Below are 15,423 nucleotides of genomic sequence, written 5' to 3'. Positions count from 1 at the left end.
GGCTGGCCCCGCGGAAATTGTGATGCAGATAACTGGCCGATCTCGTTTTCACGGCAAATTCTCATCTTCAGACACGGTTAGGTCACAGCTTTGCTGGGCATCCTTGCGTAGCGGAGGGGTTAAACCACCTGGTATGGGGGTCCGCATCCAAGTCGGAAAGGAGTTGACAATCGTGGCGAATGCATCTGGGGCGAAGGTAATCGATCTCCAATCGCACCCGCTTTGGACTGCAGCTCAGCGCCGCGAACGCAAACTCGACGAGGCGATGCGCCGCCACCCGGCATTTATCGGCCGGCAGCGTGCTCTCGCATCGGGTCAAACCTCTATCGGCGGTCACCGCGCCCGCGTCTACCGCACTGCCGACGCGCCTGCCTGATGTCTGCGCAGGCAGTCGACCAGGCACCGGCCGACTGACGACCAACTCCTTCGTCGCCGGCCCCCGCCGCCAGTAGTCGGACGCGCACAGATTTGCTACCGAAAGTACGTCGCTGCCTGGATTGCGAAACCGCAAATTGCGGGTGATTGCCGGCCCCGAACTACTCCCGCGACCTGCGCTATTTTTCGGTACCTCTACCAGACCCGTACGTAGTCGACCAGCATCTGCGCCGGATAGGTGCCCGGTCCGGGATCGCCACCGCCCGAACCGGCGACGGCGAGGTTGAGGATCGGAAACACCTGATAACCGGGGTTGTTGAAGGGCCAGTCCGGCAGCGAGTGGGCCGCGACGGTGAAATACGGCTGGGCACCGTCGGTGTAGTCCTGCCAGAACCGCATTCCGGCGTCATCCCACTGAACTCGCCAGGTGTGCCAGGCGCTGTCCAGCGCGATGTTGTGAGTCTGCCATTCCGAACCGTTGGCTTTGGCATGCACAGTGGTCGCCGACGGCCACTTACCGTTGCCGTACCACTCCACGATGTCGATCTCGCCTTGCGCGTCGCTGGACAGCCAGAACGCCGGCCAGGCGCCCGGAGTGAGGCAGTCGAATTTGATGCGGGCTTCCCAGGTGTGGCCGATACCGCCCTGCCACGGACTGAAGACCTTGCCGCCGTAGTAGGTGTCGCCGTCCTTGGCCGCTTTGATCACCAGGTTCGAGTTGCCGTCGAGGAAGACATTTCGCCGATCGTCGCGATATTGCCCGACATGCTCCGGCAATTCCCAATACGTGGGATCCTTGATCGCTTCGCGGGCTTTCGACACGGTCCACTTCGCCGGGTCCGGCGCGGACCCGGCCGGGCCGTCGAACTCGTCGTGAAAGATGTAGGAACCCGACGCCCCATTGGGCGCGGCCTGCGCCACCGGAGCCTCGCGGGAGGGCAGGGCTGCCAGCGCTGCGGAGCCGGTCAGAAGGCCCGTCATCAGCAGCATGCGGCGGCGATCCATTTCGGGCATTAGCAACGCACCCTAGCAGCCGAGCCCGGGCCGGTGCATATCTTCGAGCGCCACCCTGACCGCTCAGCCGGCCGCCGGCGGCCTCGTCATAAAGGTGAGCCGGAAACCGTAGGACGGCGTCTTGCGCCCATTACCCGCGTTGATGAACCGGCCGAACGGTGGGGCGACCGGGGTGTTGCCGGTCGCGGCAACGGTTTCGACGGCGGCCGGCAGCGCAGTGCTGTTGGATACCGACGCCACTCCCGCGGGACCGGTCGCACCGGACAAGGTGGTCCAGCTCGCCGGCACCGACAGTCCGCCGAGTGGAACGGCCCTGCCCAGGCCGGCTGCCACGCTGCCGACCTTGGTCGCGGCGCCGGCCGCAGCCGCCCCCGCGGCCTGAGCCGCACCCTTTGCCGCCTCTGCCGCCGGAATGATACCGCCGACGACGTTGATGATGGCCGGGATGCCGGCGGCGTCATTGGAGAAGGCCAGCGTCGCGGTTTCGAAGGCGGCGACCGAGTTGATGTACGGGGAAATGTATTTGGAGTAGAGCGGGACGATGTCGTCGAGCGGGGTGTTGGCCACAATCCACTGGTCGATCGCGGTGCCCTGACCGTTGAGCGGCGAGGACAGCGTCTGCAGTATTTCGCCGATGCGGGGGACCACCTGCGAGCCCACGTTGTTGAGTTGCGCCTGTACCGCCTGACCCGCGCTCTGCACCGTCGCGTTGGCTTGGTCCAGCACTCCGGCGGGGTTGGTGACCTCGGCCGGTTCGGGCAACTCGTTGAGTTGGGTGGCGGCCGCCGCGCTGCCGGCGTAGTTGTACATGGCGGCCGCGTCCTGGGCCCAGAATTCGGCATAGAGGGCCTCGGTCGCGGCGATCGCGGGAGTGTTCTGCCCCAGGAAGTTGGTCGCGACCAGCGCCGCCAGCAGTGCCCGGTTAGCCGCGATCACCGGTGGCGGCACACTGCTGGCAAAGGCCGTCTCGTAGGCGGCCGCGGCCGCGTAGGACTGACTGGCGGCCGCAGCGGCCTCGTTCCCGGTGCTTTCCAGCCAGGCGATGAACGGAGTCACCGCAGAGACCAGCGCCTTGGAGGCCGGCCCGAGCCAGGGGCCCCCCGTCAACTCGGTGATCACCGACCGATGTCCGGCCGCCGCGGCAAGCAGATCGCCGGACAGCCCACTCCACGCCGCTGCTGCGGCCAGCAACGGACCGGCCCCCGGACCGGTGTAGATGCGCCCGGAATTGACCTCGGGCGGCAGCAGGCCGTAATCGACCATCGCTCGCTATCCCCTCATGCCTGATGGGTCGCGTCGGATCCGCGACCACTGCGATGATTCGGTCGGTTACCCGGCGGCCGGCGGCTTGGCCATGACCGAGGGCTTGAATCCGTACGTCGGCTGATTACGGCCGTAACCGCCGTTGACGAACTGCCCGAACGGGGGTGCCATCGGGAAACTGTTGGCTTCGGCCGCAGCCGGAATCGCCGAAGCCACGCCCGGGCTGGTGGTGGCGTGCCACGGCACCCAGCCAGCCGGGGCGGACAACCCGCCGATCGGAATGGCCTTGCCCAGACCCGCCGCCACACCGCCGAGGTTGGCCGCCGCACCGGCAGCGGCCTGCCCGGCACCGGATGCCGCCGCACCGGCCGCCGACGCCGCACCCTCCGCCGCCTTTGCCGCCGACGCGGCCGGCTTGGCCAGGTTGGCGAGCGCGGATATACCACTGCTGTTCTGTCCGAAGGATTGCGTCACCTGCAACATGGCCGCGAGCGAGTTCACGTAAGGCGACAGGTACTTGCTGTACAGCGGGACGATGTCGTCGAACGGCGTATTGGCCACGATCCACTGGTCGATCGCGGTGCCCTGGCCGTTGAGCGGCGCGGACAGCGTCTTGATGACGTCGCTGAACCGCGGCACGATCTGCGCGCCCGCGTTGTTGAGCTGGGTCTGTACCGCCTGCCCCTCGGCCTTGAACACTGCCAGCGCCTGGTCGACCAACCCGGCGGGTTGGGCCACCTCCGCGGGGGCCGACAGCTCCGAGACCCGCGTCGCCTGCGCGGAACTGCTCGCATAGGTGTACATGGCCTGCGAATCCTGGGCCCAGAACTCCGCGTACTGCGCCTCGAGCGCCGAGATCGCCGAACTGTACTGCCCCAGGATGTTGGCCGCGGTGAGCTGAGCCACCTCCGCCCGATTAGCCGCGATCAACGCCGGTGGCACACTGGCCGCGAACGCCTGCTCGTACGCACTGGCCGCCGCACCCGCCTGACTCGCCGCCTCCGCGGCCTGGTCGGCACTGTTGGACAACCAGGTGATAAACGGCGAGACCGCCGAGACCAACTGGGCTGAGGCCGGACCCAGCCACTGCCCCGTCGTCAACGCCTCGATCACCGAACGATGCCCCGTCGCCGCGGCCTGAAAATCGGCCGCCAAATTGCTCCACGCCGTGGCCGCCGTCACCAACGAGGCCGCACCCGGCCCGGCGTAGATCCGCGCTGAGTTCACTTCAGGCGGCAACAACCCGTAATCCACCACTGCACCGACTCCCTAGCTGATTTCGACTAATGCCTGGACTCAGCCCGCCGAGGCGGCGTTGGCCGCCTCGGTCGCGGCGTACGAACCACCACTGGTGGCCAGGGTCGCGGCCAGCGTCGCCTGGATCCTGGCGGCCTGGGCGCTCAACTCCTGGAACCGCTGACCGTGCGTGGCGAACTGCGCCGCGGTCAGGATGGACACCTCGTCGACGGCGGCCGGCACCACGCCGGTGATCGGACCCGCCGCGGCAGCACTCCCGACGTTCAGTGCCGCGCCCAGCGACTGCAGGTTGCTGGCGGCGGCCGCCAAGTGTTCCGGATAAGTCCGCACGAAAGACATGGAATTCCTCCAGTGATGATTGGGAAAGTTCGACACGGCACGTCTGTGTGTCGCCGTTATTTCGACACGCTATTGACTCGGCACCGATCGGCTCAACGCCGCCGCGGGGCCAGAACACCCTGATCTTGATGTTTTGGCAATAATCCCGTTGATTTTTAGTCACATGAACCTCATAGATTTCACGCAGTTTCAACGCAGGATGCGATGGCATGATGAATTGGTTTCGCCGCGGCCCGCGGACGGCAGCCTGCGGGTAGCGGCGGGGGCACGGCCGGCGGCCGATCACCCCACGCATTCTCAGCCGCGCGGCCTCGGCCGCCGCACGGCGTGCGACCTCGAAGTACACGCGCATAACCGGTGAATTCCGGTTTCCTGCTTTGCTTTTCCGGGCCGGCCGGGGAGTGGGTTACGCAGGCCGGCACTGCGCGCCCGACATGGCCTGCCGACGTTGACTCCCGACGCTCCCGCCGCAACTCCGCGATCACCCGCCCCGGCGCCGTGTCCGACGTCAGGAAATCACCGCCGCCGGAGCGGCCCTTAGCACACAGTCGGCATTCCAGCGAAGAGAACGCCGCATGGTGAAATTATCTATCTCGCCAGCAATAATTTCACTCACCGTGATTATTTTGCGTTCGCTTTGCTTTTTCGGCCCCGACGGCTGCCGCGTTATTCTCGCGGTGATTTTATTCCCGGTCGGCCGACGCCGACGAAAGGTTTGCTGGGCGACCTCCCGGGGCACGAGCGTTGCGGCATCGGTGGCCGAGGCGTAGCTGCGGTGTGACCGTGCCGCAACCCCGACCAAGGACGCTTGATCCTCATGACGGCGCTTCTGGTCGCGTTCGCACTGGTGACGGCTCTAGGCACCGGTTATCAAGTCGGCCGACACGCAAGCAGTCGGTCGGCACCCCGGCTCCGACCGACGTCGTGGCGCAGACGCACCAGTCGAGTAGCCGTGGGCAGGGCCGCCGCCAGCCTGGCTGTGCTGGTGATTGCCCGGCGGATCCAGGGCGGTCTCGCGGGCCGGCGGACGCCACCCGCCTTCGCAGGCCGCAGCGCCGCCCGCCGGTCGGCGCGACGCAGCTAAGACTGCCTGCCGCTACAGCTTGCCCGCGACGAAGTCGGCGGCCTGATTGGCCATTCCGTCCTTCACATAAGCGCTGGCCAAGTGTTGCGGCCAGTTCTCTTTCCAGGTGTTGGGATCGGCGGGATTGCAGATCGGATCAGCACCGTGGCACAACTCGATGGTCCGGTCGTTGTAGATCGGGTTGAAGTTCGTGATCGGCCCCACCCACTGACTGCCGTTACCGAACAAGGCGACCGCGGCGATGTGCTGGTCGGTGCCTTCGGGCAGTGGACTGTCGAATCCGAACGCGCTCATCGGCACCGCGAGCACCACATCGGTGACCGCGGCGCCCAGCGAATACCCGCCGAGGACCAGACGGGTGTTGGGGCAGCTATTGACCATGTACTGGATGTGACGGCTCATGTCGTTGGCACCGACGTCGATCTCGGTGTCGGCGGGGTACTTGACGGCGTAGGTGCCCATGCTGCGGCCACCGACCTTCGAGCTCAATGAATTGATGAACGCATTGCCCAGCACCCCGGTCCCCGGCGATTCCAGCCGACCGCGGGCAAAGACGACCTCTACATCCGGACAGTTCGCCGCGCCGGCCGGGGGCGGCGCACCGGGCGTTCCGGCGGGTAGCAACACGGCGGCACACCACGACGCGACCACGGAAGCGATCACCGCGAAGCCGAGATCAACCGATTTGCGGACGTTCAGAGCGGGCACAGCACGATCGTAACGACACCGCCCCGTTGTGGCTCGCGGAATAATCCGGCGGCCTGGCCGGCGGTCACCGGGGTCGCGGCCGAGGAAGACGCCGGGCGCCGAGGCCGCTTTGTTACCATCGCGCGATGCCGGCTGAATCACCAGGTCAACGCGAAATGCGCCCGATCACCCGGCGGGCAGCCCTGAAATCCGCCCTGCGATATTCCGCCGTTCCGGTCGCGCTGGGCCTGGGGACGTTCGCGGCGACGGGCGGCGCCCCGAAGGCGTCGGCCGCCAACGGCCAGCTGATCGATTTCGCAGAGCGCAGGGTCCCGCCCGAGGAGATCAAAGCGGCCGGATATGACGGCGTGGTGAATTACGTATCCACTGAGCGTCCGGGCGCACACTTCGAGGCGAAGCCCATTACCCGCGCGTACGCCGACTCACTGCGGGCCGCCGGTCTGCACATCGTCAGTAACTTCCAGTACGGCAAGCCGGGCTGGCCTGACTCGCCCTCGGATTACACCCGCGGGTACGACGGCGGTGTCGCCGACGCGCAGACCGCGCAAAGTCTGCACGCTGCCGCCGGTGGGCCGCCGTCCGCGCCCATCTTCTTCAGCGTCGACGAGGACATTGACGCCGATACCTGGAATTCTGTTGCGCTGCCGTGGTTTCGAGGCATCAACTCGGTTTTGGGGGTCGGCCGCTCCGGTATCTACGGGAGCTACCAGGTGTGCGGGTGGGCGATCAGAGACGGCGTCATCGGCAACTCGTCCACCCCGGGCCACCGCTGGGCATGGCAGACGATCGGCTGGTCACACGGGCAGCGCGAACCCGCCGCGGTGCTGTATCAACGAGTGCTGGACGGTCCGGTCATGGGCGGCATCCGGGTGGATGTGGACGACATCCTGGCGTCCGACTACGGGCAATGGGACTTGAATCGCTGAATCGTCGATCGCCGGCACGGCCAATCGCTGCAACGATCAACGCCGACGGGCGCGTGTCGCTGAACGCACGGCACCCCGCGAGCCCTCGCTCGCGGGGTGCCGCACTGCAATCAATCGCTACTTGATGTCGAACCGGTCGCTGTTCATCACCTTGACCCAGGCCGCGACGAAGTCCTCGACGAACTTGCCGTGGTTGTCGTCCTGTGCGTACACCTCGACGAGGGCGCGCAGCACCGAGTTGGAGCCGAACACCAGGTCATTCGCCGTCGCGGTCCACTTGAGGTCGCCGGTGCTGCGGTCGCGTCCCTCGTAGACGTTCTCCGCGGACTCCGACGGCTTCCACTCCGTGCCCATGTCGAGCAAGTTGACGAAGAAGTCGTTGCTCAACACGCCGGTGCGGTCGGTGAACACACCATGCTTGCTGCCGCCGTGATTGGCGCCCAGGACCCGCAAGCCGCCCAGCAGCACCGTCAGTTCCGGCCCGGTGACGCCCAACAAGTAGGCCCGCTCCAGCAGCAACTGCTCGAGTGCGGCCTTCTCTCCGGGACGGAAATAGTTGCGGAAGCCGTCGGCGCGCGGTTCGAGCACGGCGAAGGATTCCACGTCGGTGCTCTCCTGCGTGGCATCGGTCCGGCCCGGCGTGAACGGCACGGTGATCTCGTGGCCCGCGTCCTTGGCCGCCTTCTCCACCGCGGCGGAGCCAGCCAGCACGATCAGATCGGCCAGCGAGATCTTCTTGCCGCCGGCGGCGGAGGCGTTGAAGTCCTGCTGAATCTGCTCCAGAGCGGACAGCACCTTGTCCAGCTCAGCCGGCTCGTTGCCCTCCCAACTGCGCTGCGGTTCCAGCCGAATCCGGGCGCCGTTGGCTCCGCCGCGCTTGTCGGTGTTGCGGTAGCTTCCCGCCGCCGACCAAGCCGTTTTCACCAGTTGCGGAACCGACAGGCCGGCGTCGAGCACCTTGCTCTTCAGCGCGGCGACGTCGTTCTCGTCGACCAGTTCGTGGTCGACGGCCGGAACCGGGTCCTGCCAGAGCTGCGGTTCGGCGACCCACGGGCCCAGATAGCGCGTGATCGGACCCAGGTCGCGGTGCAACAGCTTGTACCACGCCTTGGCGAAAGCCTCCGACAGCTCGTCGGGGTTCTTCAACCACCGCGAGGTGATCTCGCGGTAGATCGGGTCCTCACGCAGCGACACGTCGGTGACCAGCATCGTCGGGGCACGGCCCGGCCCACCGAACGGATCCGGGATGGTGCCCGCGCCGGCACCGTCCTTGGCGGTGTACTGCCAGGCTCCCGCGGGACTCTTCGTCAGCTCCCATTCGTAGCCGTACAAGGTCTCCAGGAAACTGTTGTCCCACTTGGTCGGGGTAGGTGTCCACACCACTTCCAGGCCGCTGGTGATGGCGTCCTTGCCCACGCCGGTGCCGTAGGAACTCTTCCACCCCAGCCCCTGCTGCTCGATCGGGGCAGCCTCGGGCTCGGGCCCGACGAGGGTGGCATCGCCGGCGCCATGGGTCTTGCCGAAGCTGTGGCCCCCGACGATGAGCGCTGCGGTCTCCTCGTCGTTCATGGCCATCCGGCCGAACGTCTCGCGGATGTCGTGCGCTGCCGCCACCGGGTCCGGCTTGCCTTCGGGCCCTTCGGGATTGACATAGATCAAGCCCATGGTGGTCGCGCCATAGGGCTGCGCGAGGTCGCGCTCACCGGAGTAGCGCTTGTTGGTGCCCAACCACTCGTCCTCTTCGCCGAACAGGACCTCCTCGGGCTCCCACACGTCTTCGCGGCCGAAGCCGAAACCGAAGGTCTTGAAACCCATCGACTCCAGGGCCACGTTGCCGGCGAACACCAGCAGGTCGGCCCAGGAGATCTTGTTGCCGTGCTTCTTCTTGACCGGCCACAGCAGCCTGCGTGCCTTGTCCAGGCTGGCGTTGTCCGGCCAGCTGTTGAGCGGGGCGAACCGTTGCAGGCCCTGGCCGCCGCCGCCACGCCCGTCGAAAATCCGGTAGGTACCAGCGGCGTGCCAGCTCATCCGGATGAAAAAGCCGCCATAGTGCCCGTAGTCGGCGGGCCACCAGTCCTGCGAGGTGGTCATCACCGACACCAGGTCGGCTTTGAGCGCTTCGACGTCGAGCTTGGCGAACTCCGCGGCGTAGTCGAAGTCGTCGCCCAACGGGTTGGCCTGCGGAGAGTGCGGATGCAACCTCGACACGTCGATCTGGTCCGGCCACCAGTCCCGATTGGTCCGCGGCGCATGCGACTTCGGTTTGGGCGACGGGATCGCCGGATTTTCACTCTCACTGGCGCTGGCCGTGTTCTCGGCTGTCTCGGATGACACAACATTCCTTCCGGGTTAGGTGAAACGGGCTGCGATCACGGTTGTGATCAGGAATCAACACTCGAACAGTCGGGGCACAGGCCCCAATAGATGACTTCGGCCTCGTCGAGAACGAAGCCATCCAAGACGTTGTTGTCGTCCGACGGCGTCAGGCACGGGGCATCGCCCACCGCACAATCGATATCGGCGATCACTCCGCACGAGCGGCACACCACGTGATGATGGTTGTCTCCCACCCGCGACTCGTAGCGCGCCACCAACCCGGACGGCTGAATCCGCCGGACCAGTCCCGCGGACGTCAAAGCGCCCAAGACGTCGTACACCGCTTGCCGGGAGACGTCAGGCAGGCGGAGTCGGACTGCGGAGAAGATCGTGTCGGTGTCGGCGTGCGGATGAACCTGCACCGCCTCCAGCACCGCGATTCGTGGTCGCGTCACCCGCAGATCCGCCAATCGCAATTGCTCGGCGTAATCCTGAGCTGAGGACACACGGCCCATATTTCGCGCTCATCTGGAATCAGTCAAGAGTCTGCCAACTCTGGATTTCGCCGTGTGGTCCACGGACATCGGGCGACGGAACCGCGAGCCGCAACGCCTCGATCAGCCGGTGACCGCCCGGTCCATCGACCCCGGCGACGCGCCGGAGATAGTCCGCCGGAGAAGGGCGGCATGCCACCGGCCGCGGAGCTAATACTCATCGCCGGACCCGGCAGCGTTTGGAAATCCCGACCCGGGTGTACTAGGTAGCTACTATCCCGACTGCAGAAGGGCCACCGATGAAGCGCATTGCACCGGCCGTGATCGTCATCGCGACGCTGATGTTCACCGGCTGTTCGCCCTCCCAGGTCATCAACACCGGTGGCGACACCAAGTGCAAGGATTTCGTGACGCAAGACGAGAAGAAGCAGACCGAAGAAGTCACCAAGATGCTCAAGGACGCCAGCGGCGCCGAGCCCGAGTCCATCAAGGTCACCGCGACCCGTGCGTCGACGCAGACGTGGTGCCAGACGCTGGGCAAGCCCGACAGCAAAATCTCCGAAGCCCCGCACCTCTGATCTCGAGGCGACCGGACGGCTGTCCAGTTCGGTTGCCGCTGCCTAGACCCAGCAAGGTTTCGAGACAGAACGCCACCGGGTTACCAGCGCCGTCGGCGCGGCCGTTAAGTTCAGCTGATGAGCGATGACGATGCGAGCCGGCGGTTGTTCGCCCTCGCCGAGCGGGTGCCCGGTTTCATGCCCGAACACGAGGGCCGCGCACTCTACGAAGCTGCGCTGCGCTACCTCGACGGCGGCGTCGGTGTTGAGATCGGCACCTACTGCGGCAAGTCCGCCCTGATGCTGGGCGCCGCGGCGATGCAGACCGCCAGTGTGCTCTACACGATCGACCATCACCACGGATCGGAAGAGCACCAGGCGGGCTGGGAGTACCACGACGCCTCCCTGGTCGACGAGGTCACCGGACTGTTCGACACGCTGCCCTCCTTTCGCCGGGCACTGGACGCCGCCGGGCTCGACGAACACGTCGTCGCGGTGGTCGGCAAATCCCCGGTCGTCGCGCGGGGGTGGCGCGCGCCGCTGCAGTTGCTGTTCATCGACGGAGGCCACACCGAGGCAGCGGCGGACCGCGATTTCGACGGCTGGGCGAAGTGGGTGTCCGTCGGCGGGGCGCTGGTCATCCACGATGTGTTCCCCGACCCCGCCGACGGCGGCCGGGCTCCCTACCAAATCTATTGCCGCGCACTGGATTCCGGTCAGTTCACCGAGATCCGCGCGGTGGGCTCACTGCGGGTGCTGGAACGCACCGGCGGCGAAGTCGGCGCCCCGGTCTGAGCTGAACGAGCAGCTAGCGGCCGGGCCCGGCCGGCACGCACTCACAGTCGAAGTCGGTCTGCAGGCCCAGCGGTAACGCATCCCCGCGGAAGATTCCGCTGCCCGGCGTGGTGCCGGACAGCGCATCGGCGGCCAGGATCATCGCCGCCCCGGTCCAGGTGGTGCGCTCTTCGGGCCACCGCTTCCCGTCGGCGAACACCAGACCCGTCCAGTAGGAGCCGTCGGCTTCGCGCAGATGTTGCATCGCGCCGAACTGCCGATGCGCGGCGGTCCGGTGACCGATCGCGTCGAGAGCCAGCACCAGCTCACAGGTTTCGGCACCGGTGACCCAGGGCCGATCCAGCACACACCGGATACCCAGACCGCCCACCACGAATTCGTCCCAACGCCCTTTGATGCGGGCTGCGGCCTGCGGACCCCGCAGCGCGCTGCCCAGGATGGGGTAGTACCAGTCCATGGAGTAACGGTCTTTCTCGGTGAACACCTCGGGGTGCGCAATCAGCGCATGACCCAGACGTCCTACCGCCAGTTCCCATTCCGGCTGTGGTTCCCCGATGAACGCGGCCAGCGCCAGGGCACACCGGATGCTGTGGAAGATGCTCGAGCAGCCGGTCAGCAGCGCCTCCGGCACCGGCCCGGCTTCGCTTCTGGCCCAACAGATCTCACCGTAACCGACCTGAAGATCGATGACGAAGTCGATGGCCTTCTGCACCACCGGCCACATCTCGGTGGCGAAGTCCTCGTCACCGGTGATCAATACGTGGTGCCAGACGCCGGTGGCGATGTAGGCGCAGAAGTTGCTGTCGCTGTTGGCATCTTCGACGACACCGGAACGGATCTGCAGCGGCCAGGAACCGTCTTGCGCGCTGCGTGCGACGACACCAGTCGAACGCAGCGCGGGCCGGCTCCAGCAGTCCGGCCGCGGTGAGCGCCATCGCGTTTTCCACGTGATCCCAGGGATCGGTATGGCCACCGGCGAACCAGGGGGATCGCACCCGAGGGTTCCTGCGCCGCGGCAATGGATGCAGCAGTTTGCCGGCACTGCTCTGGCGTGAGGACACCGGGCACCGCCGGCGGGTTATCCCGATGCAACTGAATACCCTTGTTCCGTTTGACTTCCGGTAGGCCGGGGCTTGGCGAAATACAGTGCCACGCTCTTACCCACCAGCGGATTGAGCACCTTCTCCGCCAGCTGGGTGACTTTGGGCCGTTGCATCAGGTCCCACACCAGCAGTTTGTGGTAGGCGGTGACAGCGGGATGGTCGGTATTGCCCACGCCCACAGCACATTTGAGCCACCAGAACGGAGAGTGCAATGCGTGCGCATGGTGCGTGTGGGTCAATTCCAGTCCGCTGCCCAGGATCTTGTCCCGCAGCGCACTGGCCCGGTAGATACGCACATGGCCACCGTCGTTGCTGTGGTACTCCTCGGACAGCAGCCAACAGACCTGCTCGGGGAGCCAGCGCGGCACGCTGACCGCCAACCTGCCACCGACTTTGAGGACCCGGATCAACTCGGCGATGGCGGCGTCGTCCTCGGGAATGTGCTCCAGGATCTCCGAGGCGATCACGCAATCGAATGTCTCGTCGGCGTACGGCAGGTTGAGTGCGTCGCCGCGAACGACTTTCGCGGCAGCACCCTCAGGCGCCTCGCCGTTGTTGGCCATCGCGCGCAGAATGGCGTCCACCGAACGTAGGTCGTCTTCGTTCTGGTCGAACGCGACCACGTCCGCGCCGCGCCGGTACGCTTCGAACGCGTGCCGACCGGCCCCGCAACCCACGTCGATAACGGTGGTGGCCGGCCCGACAGCCAGGCGATCAAAGTCGACCGTCAGCACGGTGCCGCACCTTCGGCGTTGCCGACGCGGGCGATGGCCCGCTCGTACACCCGAACAGTCTGGGCGGCCACCGCCTCCCAGCTGAACACGCTCACCGCGCGTTCTCGGCCCGCCTTGCCCATCCTGCGCCGCGTCTCCGGCGAGTCGAGCAGCCGGCCCAGGGCGTTGGTCAGCGCGTCGACGTCGGCGGGGGCCACCAATTCCGCGCAGGCGCCGTCGGTCCCCAGGACTTCGGGTAGCGCACCCACCCGGCTGGCCACGATCGGGGTTCCGCTCGCCATGGCCTCCACGGCCGGCAGCGAAAACCCTTCGTAGAGAGAGGGAATGCAGGCAACCTCCGCTGAGGCGAACAATGCGGCAAGGTCGGCATCGGACAACCCGCTGGCGATGTGGACGATGTCGGAGATGCCGAGCTCGGCGATGAGTTTGTGGGTGGGCCCGTGTGGTTCCACCCGTGCGACCAGTCGCAGCTCCAGATCTCTGTTCATCCGTAACTTGGCGATTGCGTGCAGCAGCGTACTGACGCCTTTCAGGGGCGTGTCGGCGCTCGCGATCGCCATCACCCGGCCCGGTTGCCGGGGCAGCGAAACCGGTTGGAACAGATCGGTATTCACGCCCAGCGGCACCACGTGCAGCTGGTCCGGCGACACACCGAAATCGGTGACGATGTCCTGCGCGGACGACGACGACACCGTCAGCAGGTCGGGAATCTGGGCGGCCACCTGCTTTTGCATGTTGGAGAACCCATACCAGCGGTGCACCAACGGTTTGCGCCACCACTTCGCGGCCGCGAGATCGAGCACCCGGTCCCGGGTGATGGGGTGGTGCACGGTGGCCACGACCGGCATGCCGGTGTCGGCGATGGTCAACAGCCCGGTGCCCAGGCTTTGGTTGTCGTGGACGACGTCGAAGTCGGCGGCCCGTTCGGCCAGTATCCGGGCCACCCGCAAGGTGAAGGTCCGCGGCTCCGGGAACCCCGCGGTCCACATGGTGGCGAGTTCGAGCAGGTCGATCGAGTCACGGATCTCGCTCGGCCGCGGCACCCGGAAGGGGTCCGGTTCGCGGTACAGATCCAGGCTCGGCACCTTGGTCAGGCGCACCCGAGGGTCGAGCAACTCGGGGTATGGCTGACCGGAGAACACCTCGACGTCGTGGCCGAGATCTACCAGACCACGGCTCAGATGACGCACATAGACACCCTGCCCGCCGCAGTGATCCTTACTCCGGTAGGACAGCAGAGCAATTCGCATAGTCAACCCTTTACCGCCAACGACCGAATGGAGGGAAGGGCACCAATCCCATTGCGGTCAACGAACCCGAGAACGGTGCGGCAGCAAACTGGACATGTGTCCAGATGATAGTTCGGTCGGCTAAACAGCGCAAACGCATTCCCGAGACGATCACGCCAAGCGGGCCGCCCGCGTGCGGCGTTCGCGCCGCACTTGGGCGACCACCAAGCCTGTCTCGCAGACTGTCTCGGACTTGTCGCATGTTCGCTTCCCCCACGTTGCTCGCCGGGGGAGCACCCCAACCCGTTGGTCCCAAGCTACGACACGGCCCGTCGGCCGGCGCGAGCGGAGACCTTGGCCGCGCCGTGCCGAGGTCGATCGGGCTAAAAACCCGTCGAATCGGTTTAGTCTCATCGTGATGACCCGGCCACGCCTCCCGAAGGAACTCCGCCACCGCGATCCAGAGTTCATTCGCGCCATCCTGCCGCCCCTGTGGCTGGCCTCGACAGTGTGGTTCCGGGCCGAGGTCAACGGTTTCGAGAAGGTGCCGGATGAGCCGGTGCTGTTCGTGGGCAACCACAGTGGTGGGGGCGCCACCCCGGACACTTTCATCTTCTTGCTCGCCTACAACACCTATTTCACCGTCGAAGGCCGGCCGCTCTACGCGCTGGCACACGACACCATCGCGGCCGCGCCGTTCATCGGCGGGCTGACCCGCAAGCTCGGTGTAGTTCCCGCCGCGCACTCCTTCGCCGAACGCGTCTTCGCATGTGACGGCTCGGCTCTGGTGTACCCGGGCGGCGACGTCGAGGCACTGCGGCCATGGCGCGACCGGAACAAGATCGTGTTCTCCGGCCGCAAGGGATACCTGCGGCTGGCGCATGAGTGCAACGTCAAGATCGTGCCGGTGGTCGCCACCGGTGGTCACGACACCCTGATCGTGCTCAACGACGGCCGGCGCACCGCACAATTGCTCCGGCTGGACAAGCTGGCCCGCGTCAAGAGCATGCCGATGACCCTGAGCATCCCCTGGGGACTGTCGCCGCTGCCGTTGCCGCACTTTCCGTTGCCGGCCAAAATCCGCATGCAGGTGCTCGATCCCATCGACGTACGGGCCCGGTTCGGGGACGAACCGGATTGGGATCACGCGGCGGCCTACGTCACCAGCGTCATGCAGGTCGGGCTGTCGAAGCTGGCCAGCAAGACCATCGTCCCGCTGGTTCGCTGAC

At 66.3% G+C, this 15,423-nt stretch carries 13 protein-coding genes and 1 pseudogene; 4 read left to right on the top strand and 10 right to left on the bottom strand.

Annotation, left to right across the window (positions count from 1 at the left end; genetic code table 11):
- Positions 1-570: 570 nt before the first annotated feature.
- The 5 genes from L6444_RS13795 to L6444_RS13775 all read right to left on the bottom strand — a co-directional run bounded on the left by L6444_RS13795 (position 571) and on the right by L6444_RS13775 (position 5,995).
- Positions 571-1,389, bottom strand: coding sequence for a glycoside hydrolase family 16 protein (locus L6444_RS13795; RefSeq protein ID WP_236983388.1), 819 nt, complete (start codon positions 1,387-1,389; stop codon positions 571-573).
- Positions 1,390-1,452: 63 nt separating this feature from the next.
- The gene (locus tag L6444_RS13790; protein ID WP_236983386.1) at positions 1,453-2,652 is read right to left on the bottom strand and encodes a PPE family protein; all 1,200 of its coding nucleotides are present in this window, start codon (positions 2,650-2,652) and stop codon (positions 1,453-1,455) included.
- Between the two features lie 66 nt (positions 2,653-2,718).
- Positions 2,719-3,906: a PPE family protein gene (locus L6444_RS13785; protein ID WP_236983385.1), complete on the bottom strand. Its 1,188-nt coding sequence runs from the start codon at positions 3,904-3,906 to the stop codon at positions 2,719-2,721.
- A 42-nt stretch (positions 3,907-3,948) separates the two neighbouring features.
- Entirely contained in the window at positions 3,949-4,248 is a 300-nt protein-coding gene (locus L6444_RS13780; RefSeq protein WP_236983383.1) for a PE family protein, read from the bottom strand.
- Positions 4,249-5,344: 1,096 nt separating this feature from the next.
- The gene (locus L6444_RS13775) at positions 5,345-5,995 is read right to left on the bottom strand and encodes a cutinase family protein (RefSeq protein WP_236984121.1); all 651 of its coding nucleotides are present in this window, start codon (positions 5,993-5,995) and stop codon (positions 5,345-5,347) included.
- Positions 5,996-6,165: 170 nt separating this feature from the next.
- On the opposite strand from L6444_RS13775, the gene L6444_RS13770 reads away from it, so the two are divergent.
- Complete coding sequence (locus L6444_RS13770; RefSeq protein ID WP_370652826.1) at positions 6,166-6,966, top strand: DUF1906 domain-containing protein; 801 nt, start codon at positions 6,166-6,168, stop codon at positions 6,964-6,966.
- A 117-nt stretch (positions 6,967-7,083) separates the two neighbouring features.
- Here the strand turns inward: L6444_RS13770 and katG are convergent, their stop codons facing one another.
- Both katG and L6444_RS13760 read right to left on the bottom strand, forming a co-directional pair.
- Positions 7,084-9,300, bottom strand: a complete 2,217-nt coding sequence (gene katG / locus L6444_RS13765; protein WP_236983381.1) for a catalase/peroxidase HPI — start codon at positions 9,298-9,300, stop codon at positions 7,084-7,086.
- A gap of 47 nt (positions 9,301-9,347) precedes the next feature.
- A complete protein-coding gene (locus L6444_RS13760) occupies positions 9,348-9,788 on the bottom strand; it encodes a Fur family transcriptional regulator (RefSeq protein WP_236983379.1) in 441 nt (146 codons plus the stop codon).
- Between the two features lie 287 nt (positions 9,789-10,075).
- Between L6444_RS13760 and L6444_RS13755 the strand changes: the two genes are divergently transcribed.
- Positions 10,076-10,354: a hypothetical protein gene (locus L6444_RS13755; RefSeq protein ID WP_236983378.1), complete on the top strand. Its 279-nt coding sequence runs from the start codon at positions 10,076-10,078 to the stop codon at positions 10,352-10,354.
- A gap of 117 nt (positions 10,355-10,471) precedes the next feature.
- Positions 10,472-11,128 carry a class I SAM-dependent methyltransferase gene (locus tag L6444_RS13750; RefSeq protein ID WP_236983377.1) on the top strand — a complete coding sequence of 219 codons (657 nt, stop codon included), beginning with the start codon at positions 10,472-10,474 and terminating at the stop codon, positions 11,126-11,128.
- A gap of 13 nt (positions 11,129-11,141) precedes the next feature.
- Here the strand turns inward: L6444_RS13750 and L6444_RS13745 are convergent.
- The 3 genes and pseudogenes from L6444_RS13745 to L6444_RS13735 all read right to left on the bottom strand — a co-directional run bounded on the left by L6444_RS13745 (position 11,142) and on the right by L6444_RS13735 (position 14,215).
- Positions 11,142-12,220, bottom strand: a pseudogene (locus L6444_RS13745) (prenyltransferase).
- Complete coding sequence (locus tag L6444_RS13740; RefSeq protein WP_236983376.1) at positions 12,207-12,965, bottom strand: class I SAM-dependent methyltransferase; 759 nt, start codon at positions 12,963-12,965, stop codon at positions 12,207-12,209. Before L6444_RS13740 ends, L6444_RS13745 begins: the two are co-directional and overlap by 14 nt.
- Complete coding sequence (locus L6444_RS13735; RefSeq protein ID WP_236983375.1) at positions 12,959-14,215, bottom strand: glycosyltransferase family 4 protein; 1,257 nt, start codon at positions 14,213-14,215, stop codon at positions 12,959-12,961. The genes L6444_RS13740 and L6444_RS13735 overlap by 7 nt, the downstream gene beginning before the upstream one ends.
- A gap of 397 nt (positions 14,216-14,612) precedes the next feature.
- Here L6444_RS13735 and L6444_RS13730 point away from each other — a divergent pair, with 397 nt between their 5' ends.
- Positions 14,613-15,422: a 1-acyl-sn-glycerol-3-phosphate acyltransferase gene (locus tag L6444_RS13730; RefSeq protein WP_236983374.1), complete on the top strand. Its 810-nt coding sequence runs from the start codon at positions 14,613-14,615 to the stop codon at positions 15,420-15,422.
- The last annotated feature ends 1 nt before the right edge of the window (position 15,423 follow it).

Origin of the sequence: Mycobacterium kiyosense (genome assembly GCA_021654635.1) — a bacterium.
GTDB classification, from domain to species: Bacteria; Actinomycetota; Actinomycetes; order Mycobacteriales; family Mycobacteriaceae; genus Mycobacterium; species Mycobacterium kiyosense.
This window is presented reverse-complemented; position numbering and strand designations above follow the sequence as displayed.

Excerpts from the sequence above, each read along its gene's own strand:
- L6444_RS13795 (WP_236983388.1), bottom strand. The coding sequence starts at position 1,389 with ATGCCCGAAATGGATCGCCGCCGCATGCTGCTGATGACGGGCCTTCTG.
- L6444_RS13790 (WP_236983386.1), bottom strand. The coding sequence starts at position 2,652 with ATGGTCGATTACGGCCTGCTGCCGCCCGAGGTCAATTCCGGGCGCATC.
- L6444_RS13780 (WP_236983383.1), bottom strand. The coding sequence starts at position 4,248 with ATGTCTTTCGTGCGGACTTATCCGGAACACTTGGCGGCCGCCGCCAGC.
- L6444_RS13770 (WP_370652826.1), top strand. The coding sequence starts at position 6,166 with ATGCCGGCTGAATCACCAGGTCAACGCGAAATGCGCCCGATCACCCGG.
- L6444_RS13755 (WP_236983378.1), top strand. The coding sequence starts at position 10,076 with ATGAAGCGCATTGCACCGGCCGTGATCGTCATCGCGACGCTGATGTTC.
- L6444_RS13750 (WP_236983377.1), top strand. The coding sequence starts at position 10,472 with ATGAGCGATGACGATGCGAGCCGGCGGTTGTTCGCCCTCGCCGAGCGG.
- L6444_RS13735 (WP_236983375.1), bottom strand. The coding sequence starts at position 14,215 with ATGCGAATTGCTCTGCTGTCCTACCGGAGTAAGGATCACTGCGGCGGG.
- L6444_RS13730 (WP_236983374.1), top strand. The coding sequence starts at position 14,613 with ATGACCCGGCCACGCCTCCCGAAGGAACTCCGCCACCGCGATCCAGAG.